We start from the raw sequence: 6,965 nt of genomic DNA on the forward strand, positions 1-6,965 counted from the left end.
CCGCATCCCCGTGCCCCGTCAACTTCCGCCGGTGACCGCACGGTTCATCGACCGCGAAGCCGACCGACGAGCTCTGAACGCCCTGCATGCCCAGCGGCCGGCGCACGCACCGCAGGTACTGGTCGTCAGCGGACTCGCGGGCGTCGGGAAGACCGCCTTCGCCGCCCACTGGCTGTACGAGCACGCCGACGGCTTTCCCGACGGCCAGCTCTACGCCGACCTGGGCGGACAGACCACCGACTGGGAAAGCGGGCCCGTCTCCCCGGCCACCGTCCTGGAAGCCTTCCTGGTCGCACTCGGCACGTCCTCGGTGCCGGCCGGGATCGCGCAGCGGAGCGCGCTGTGGCGTTCGATGACCTCGGGGCTGCGGCTGGCCGTCCTCCTGGACAACGCCTTCACGGCTGCTCAGGTACGCCCGCTCCTGCTCGGCACGCCGACCGGCCTCACCGTGGTGACCAGCAGAAGCAACCTGACCGGACTGCGCGTCGACGGCGCGTCCGTACACCGGCTGGAGGGACTCCCCGCCGAGTCGGCCGTTGAACTCCTGGCCGTCGGCGGTGGGACGCGTGTGGAACGGGAGCCGGCCGCCGCGCGTGAAGTGGTCAGACTGTGCGGCCGGCTGCCCCTGGCAGTGGCCCTGGCCTCCGCCCAGCTCGCCCTGCGCCCCCACCGTTCCGTGTCTGCCCTGGCCGACAGCCTGTCCCGTGGTCTGGGTGCCGTCGACACGCTGCGCGTCGACGGGGAGGCCGTGATGCGTACGGCGCTCGACATGTCGTACGACGTTCTCCCGGACGAGAGCCGTGCGCTGTACCGCCGGATGGGACTCCTGCCCGCGGATCGCCACGACCTCTCGTTGCTGACCGCACTCGCGGGCGACGGAGAGGGATCGCATGGCACCGGGCACGCCGCCGACATCGCCGACACAGCCGTCGACGCGCTCGTGGAGTCGCATCTCCTGGAGGAGACGGGTCCGGGCACCTATCGATTCCACGACCTCGTCCAGCCGCACGCCCGTCGGCTCGGAGAAGAGCTGGAGGACCCCGGCGGGCACGAGCGCACGCTGCGCCGCTTCGTCGACTGGTGCCTGTCCACCGCGGCCTCGGCGGAGAGCATCCTCACCCCCAGTCACCGGCTGCCGGGGCACGACCTCCCCACGGGAACGGTGGCGCCGACCCCACTCGACGGTCCCGAGGAAGCGCTCGCCTGGCTGGACACGCACCGCAACGGCCTGATGGGCGCGGTACAGCACTCGGCTCAGGCCGGCTGGCACTCCTCCTGCTGGCGTCTGACGGACCTCATGTGGCCCCTTTTCCTCCGGTTACGTCCGTCCGAGATGTGGATCGAGGCACACCGCCTCGGTCTCGAAGCGGCACGCCGGAGCGGATCGAGGCAGGGGCAGGGCCGCATGCTCACCTCCGGCGCGATCGGCTTGCGCAACGCCGGCCGGTACCCGGAGGCGGCCGACTGGTACCGGCAGGCGCTGGAGATGGCCACGGCCGACGACGACGTACGCCAACAGGCGCAGGCCGTAAGCGGCTTGGGACACGTCAGTCTCCTGGCCCACCGGCTCGACGAGGCACGCGACCACTTCGAGCACGCCCTGCGGCTGAGGGAGTCGATCGGCTACCGCCGCGGGGCCGCCCTCTCCCGGCGGCGCCTCGGCGAAACCGCGTTGGCCGGCGGCGACCTGGCCACGGCCGCCGAGCAGTTGCGCCGGGCCGGCACCGAACTGGACTCGCTCGGAGAGACGTACGAGGCGACCCGCGTCCTGGCTCTTCTCGGCCATGTCCTGGACCGAGGCGGGGACCCTGACGAGGGTATCCGGCGATTGCGGGAGGCGCTCGCGCGCTTCCGGGCGGGCGACGCCCGGTCCGAGCATTGGGAGGCACGCTGCCTGGAATGGCTCGGCCAGGCCGCCGAGTCACGCGGTGATCACGGGGAATCGGTACGCCACTACGAGGCCGCCCGGGATCTCTTCCGACGCCTGAGCCCCGAGGACGCGGAGCGTCTGGACGACCGGCTGCGGCAGCCGTGATTCGCCGCCGCGGCCGGTCGTTCCACCGGTCAGCGCTGCGGCGCCGGGGCGACGGAGCGCAACGCGCGGGCCGACCGGCCGGACACCGCCCACGTGTGAACGACCGAGACGACCGCGTGCGGTGGGACGAGAGCACCGGGCCCGCACCGCTCCGGACGTACGAACGAAACGGCACCTGTCCGGTCCCGTATCCCGATGACACAGATCATGGCCGTATCGGGTACGGCGGCGGCAAGGCATCCAGGATGGCCCGCCAGCAACTCGCGCACCCGCCGGTGAGCCGACACAGGCGGCAGGGGCACGCGGCTCACGAGCACATCGGCGTGTTCCATGAGCTCCGTCCGTTCCGGGCTGTCCGCGTCCACCCACAGGTGCACATCGCAGGGAAGTGGGCCGGGCGCGTGCGGGCAGGGCGACGGACCGGGATACGGATACGCGTGCTGTCCCACGGCGGACAGGGGCAGCGGGTCCGATCGGACGAGAGCCGGACCGTGCGCCGTATCCGAATGCCAGACGACGAGGGTCGACCGGTCGCCCAAGCCGTCACCGCGGGGTACCGCGCCGGTCCGTGCCGCACGGAAGCACACCGTGGCCCATGCGGCGTCCGGCTGCGGGAGCGCGGACCGGTCGCTCACAGTGCCGCCCCGCCGCCTGCCGGGATCTCCCACCGCGTCAGTGACGGCGGAGGCGGGGGCGGCGCGACGAACGGCGGACGGGCGGGTTCTCCCAGCCCGAGCATGCGGTAGAGGACCGAACGCATCCGTCGGTGGAACTGGCCCGGCGCCGACGACAGCAGGGCGGCGACATGGTCGTACTGTCCCGGGCGATGCAGCTGTGCCGCGTACTCAAGCTGTTCCACCAGCGGGTACACCGGGGAGACCACGGGCGCGACGGCGGACAGCAGAGCCGCTGGGGAGCAGGCCGACACCTCACGTCGGGATCCGGCCGTCAGCAGCATCGTCGCGTCCGTCAGCGTGCCGTACGCGGTCAGTGATCCGTGGTCGCCGATGATCCAGTCGGCCGCGATCAGCAGCGCCTGCCAGTCGGCTTCCGGGGGGACGACCGCGATCCCCCGGCCCTGGCAGCAGGACAGCCAGCCGTGCACCTGCCGGGTGCCGTGGCCCGCGAACACATTGGGATGAACCAGCATCGCGACGCGGTAGCCGTCGCCCGGCAACTGGCTCAGCAGCTGCGGCAGCAGGGAGTCGAGCCGCCCGAATGTCGACGTGGGTCCCCAGGTGGACGTGACGGCCACAAGCCGCTGCCCGTCCTCGATTCCCAGCGCACGGCGGTAGAACTCGCGCCTGTGCCTCCCGGCCATGATCCGGTCGACGCACGGATCGCCCGTCACGTGAGCGACCGGAAGCGCTTCCGGGCAGGACCGGGCGAGTTCCTCCAGATCCCGGTCATGGGAGTAGACGATCGCCGCCGGAACCAGCCGCCCCTCGTGCAGCAGGTGCTGACGGCTCAGCATCCCGGGCGACCTCGGCTCTCCCTGCGCCAGCGTGCTGACGTCGGTGAGCAGTTTGATCTGCCCCGCCCCGTGCGAGATGCGTACGACCGGAGTCCGCAGTTCGTGCACTCCGCGGGAGCCTGCCGCGAGCGCGAGATCGAACTCGGCCCGCAGGGCTTCCTCCCAGGGCACCGTGGTGATGTCCAGGCTCCGCAGGAACTCGGTGACTCCGTTGCCGAAGGCGTGTGGTGCGACAGTGAAGACCAGTTGAATGCGCAGGTCGGTCTCCAGCAGTTCGAAGACCTCGCGCAGTCGTTGGGCGAAGGTCACTGTGTGCACGACCACCAGGACCCTCTTGCAGTCCCGTACCGTCAGCCAGTGCCCCTGTTCGATCAGTGCTGGTTTCGTCGTTCTGACAGACACGCGATCCCCCATCGCTCGTCGCTGCGTACAACAGACGGCAGGGAGGTTCCCGGTGCGCACAGCGCTTTCCTTGCATGCCGCTTGCAACACCCTTGCCCTGGCTGGGGGTCAGGCCACCGCGTTCAGCAAGTCGGCCAGCACGTCGGGCCGTTCCAGGGCGATGAAGTGGCCGGCCTTGGGGACCTGCGTGAAGTCGGCGGCCGGAAGCAGTTGTCTGTTGGCCTGCCGGTCCGAGGGCCGGGACCAGTCCTTCTCGCCGTAGACGAGGTGGACGGGGGCCTTGACCTCGGGGTAGCGCGAGCGGGCGGCGATGAGGCTGGGCAGGCTCTGGTACACGGCTCGGGCGACGGTCGGGTAGCCGGGGCGGCTGCCCACCTGGAGGAGCTCGTCCACGTAGTCCTCCCGCAGCGCGCTCCTGTCGCCGAGCCCGCCCTGCAGGATCTTGCTGAGCGCGGGCTTGGGCTCCACCCCGGCGATTACCGGGCCCACCCCCGGGGCGAGAACACCGCTGATCACCACACGGGCGAGGAGGCCGGAACGGGCGATTCCGCCGCGGAAGTCGTAGGTGTTGACCGCGACGACGCGCCGTATCCGCTCCGGGAGATCGGCGGCGGTGGTCAGGGCGAGCACCGCCCCCATGGACTCCCCGACCAGCGTCACGTCGTGGAGGTCGAGTTCGGTGAGGAGCCGCTCGACGCCCGCGCGCATGGCCGGCTCGTCGTACGACGCCCCGGGCACGATCTCGGAGTAGCCCATCCCCGGCAGGTCTAGCGCGTACACGGTGTAGTGGTCCGCGATCAGCGGGATGAGGAGACGGAAGTGCTCGGCCTGGGTGCGCACGGTGTGCAGCAGGACCAGGGGAGCGCCCGTGCCCGCCTTGAGGTAGCGCAGGGTTCCCTCGCGGCCGTCAAGTCCCGCGCGCGGGGCGATGGTGTGGCTGGTGGTCCCCGGAATGTGGATCGTGGGACGTGACTCGTGGCTGGGCATCTCGCCGACTCCTTGTGTGTAGGGGTTACTTCGCCAGCTGGGCGTACAGTCCCGCCAGGTCGCCGGCCAGACCCGCCTTGACCTGCCGCGAGACGTCGTCGGCGAGCACCTCGTACGCGCCCGTCTCGACCCCGTCGAGGGCGAGGGCGGCGACGTCACGAGGGTCGGACTTGGGTGCGTCGACGTCCGCCGCCAGGTCGGTGTCGACGTAGCCGACGTGCAGTCCGGTGACGGCGATGCCGCGCGGCTGAAGCTCCAGGCGCAGGGAGTTGGTCTGCGACCACAGGGCTGCCTTGGAGGCGCTGTAGGAGCCGCCGAGGGCCAGCCAGGAGAGCACGGAGTGCACGTTCAGGAGGTGGCCGCCGCCGTTGCGCTCGATGACCGGCACGAAGGCCCGGGCGACCAGCAGCGGGCCGTAGAAGTTGGTCTCGAACTCCCGGCGTACGTCGTCGACCGGGGAGTCGAGGAAGGACGCGCCGACCGCGGCACCGGCATTGTTGATCAGCACCGTGACGTCCTGCGCCTGTGCGGCGGCCGCCGCCACGGAGGCCGGGTCGGTGACCTCCAGCGCCACCGGGACGGCGTCCGGGTGCGTCACGCCGCGCGGGTCGCGGGCCGTGGCGTAGACCTTGCCGGCACCGCGCGCGTACAGCTCCTCCACCAGCGCCTTGCCTATGCCGCGGCTGCCGCCGGTGACGAAGACGTTTGCGCCCTTCAATGCGGTCATGACTGCCTCCGGAGAATGGGAAACCGACCGGTTTCCCACACCGTAAACCGATCGGTTTCCAGGCGCAAGCCCGGTCCGGCTCCGATGGCCGGGATCACGTCACGTCCGCGAGTCCAGCGACCGGCTCCTCGCACCGCCGGAACACCCTTCGTCTGCCGGGTGCCGGCCAGAGCGGCGTTCCACGCCTTGGCCACGGGCCGTCCCTGCGCCATCGGCGGCAAGAAGGTCGCCCTCGGAGCTCGGATCACCGAGTCGATCAAGAAGTCGACCGCGAGCGGGGCAAGATCGACTGGAAGGTGATGGGCGAGAAGGAGATGAAGGAGGAGCTCGGCAAGGGCAAGCGGCTCGACGCGCACGCCCGGCATGCTCGTGGTCACGCGGGTCTTCATCGGGATGGCGGCACCCACGGCCAACACCGGTGGCATCCGCTCGATCCTCTGCGGCCGGACTGTTCGGCTTCGGCGTACCGGAGTGGTACGACCGCAAGGGCCTGCACCGCATCCCTGTCGAGACCGCGCCCGAGAAGGCCGCCGTCCCCGCGTAGCGGGATGCGGCTCGCCCAGGACGGGCCATTACGCGGAGTGGCCCCGGTGTGCGTCGCCGCCCAAGGGACGACAGGCGCGCACACCGTCATGGCTCGGCGACGGTCTTTCCCCCGGGTCATCGACGGGCCTCTCTGCCGGATTTCACCCTGACCCCCCCTGGAAACCGATCGGTTTTTATTTCGTCCGCTTCGGGTTAACCTCGCGGTATGACCACCGAAGTGAAGCCAAGCCCCCGGGAGCGGCTGCTGGAGGCAGTGGCCACGCTCACCTACCGAGACGGTGTCGGTATCGGCGTCGAGGCGCTGTGCAAGGCGGCGGGGGTGTCGAAGCGCTCCATGTACCAGCTGTTCGAGAGCAAGGACGAACTCCTGGCGGTAAGCCTGAAGGAGCGCGCCTCCGCCTACGTGGCAACCCTCCTGCCCGCGGCGGACGACGCCCGGTCACCCCGCGAGCGGATCCTGCACGTCTTCGAGCAGGTGGAATCGCAGGCCGGCGCGCCCGAGTTCCGCGGTTGTCGGTACCTGGCCGTGCAGATCGAACTCAAGGACCAGAGTCACCCCGCGAGCCGGGTCGCCCATCAGATCAAGGCGAACCTGACCGCCTTCTTCCGCGCCGAGGCCGAACAGGGCGGGGTGAGCGATCCCGACCTGCTGGCCCGGCAGCTCAGCCTGGTCTTCGACGGTGCCAGCGCCCGCGCGGGAATCCAGGCCGACAGCCTGACCGGGCTCATCACACCCACGGTGACCACCCTGCTCGACGCGGCAGGCATGCGCTGACGCAGCACCCGTCCCGCCC

Annotated in this window: 7 protein-coding genes; 3 read left to right on the forward strand and 4 right to left on the reverse strand. The window is 70.7% G+C overall.

Annotated features, from left to right (window positions below; genetic code table 11):
- Nucleotides 1–2,035, forward strand: a 2,035-nt coding sequence (locus tag FNH04_RS38265) for a tetratricopeptide repeat protein (RefSeq protein WP_152790466.1), incomplete at its 5' end; no start/stop codon positions are given.
- A 631-nt stretch (nucleotides 2,036–2,666) separates the two neighbouring features.
- On the opposite strand, the gene FNH04_RS38270 is transcribed toward FNH04_RS38265, so the two are convergent.
- The 4 genes from FNH04_RS38270 to FNH04_RS48215 form a co-directional block, all read right to left on the reverse strand.
- Nucleotides 2,667–3,923: a hypothetical protein gene (locus FNH04_RS38270; RefSeq protein WP_194236953.1), complete on the reverse strand. Its 1,257-nt coding sequence runs from the start codon at nucleotides 3,921–3,923 to the stop codon at nucleotides 2,667–2,669.
- A gap of 96 nt (nucleotides 3,924–4,019) precedes the next feature.
- Nucleotides 4,020–4,898, reverse strand: coding sequence for an alpha/beta fold hydrolase (locus FNH04_RS38275; protein ID WP_152790468.1), 879 nt, complete (start codon nucleotides 4,896–4,898; stop codon nucleotides 4,020–4,022).
- Nucleotides 4,899–4,923: 25 nt separating this feature from the next.
- On the reverse strand, nucleotides 4,924–5,625 hold the full coding sequence (locus FNH04_RS38280) for an SDR family oxidoreductase (RefSeq protein ID WP_152790470.1): 702 nt from the start codon (nucleotides 5,623–5,625) through the stop codon (nucleotides 4,924–4,926).
- Nucleotides 5,622–6,032 (reverse strand): hypothetical protein, encoded by a 411-nt coding sequence (locus FNH04_RS48215; protein WP_228031854.1) that lies wholly within the window; start codon nucleotides 6,030–6,032, stop codon nucleotides 5,622–5,624. Before FNH04_RS48215 ends, FNH04_RS38280 begins: the two co-directional genes overlap by 4 nt.
- A gap of 11 nt (nucleotides 6,033–6,043) precedes the next feature.
- Between FNH04_RS48215 and FNH04_RS48775 the strand changes: the two genes are divergently transcribed.
- Nucleotides 6,044–6,169 carry a hypothetical protein gene (locus FNH04_RS48775; RefSeq protein WP_265581370.1) on the forward strand — a complete coding sequence of 42 codons (126 nt, stop codon included), beginning with the start codon at nucleotides 6,044–6,046 and terminating at the stop codon, nucleotides 6,167–6,169.
- A 207-nt stretch (nucleotides 6,170–6,376) separates the two neighbouring features.
- Nucleotides 6,377–6,946 (forward strand): TetR/AcrR family transcriptional regulator, encoded by a 570-nt coding sequence (locus FNH04_RS38295; RefSeq protein WP_152790472.1) that lies wholly within the window; start codon nucleotides 6,377–6,379, stop codon nucleotides 6,944–6,946.
- Nucleotides 6,947–6,965: the final 19 nt, after the last annotated feature.

Source organism: Streptomyces phyllanthi (genome assembly GCF_009377205.1).
Classification (GTDB): Bacteria; Actinomycetota; Actinomycetes; order Streptomycetales; family Streptomycetaceae; genus Streptomyces; species Streptomyces phyllanthi.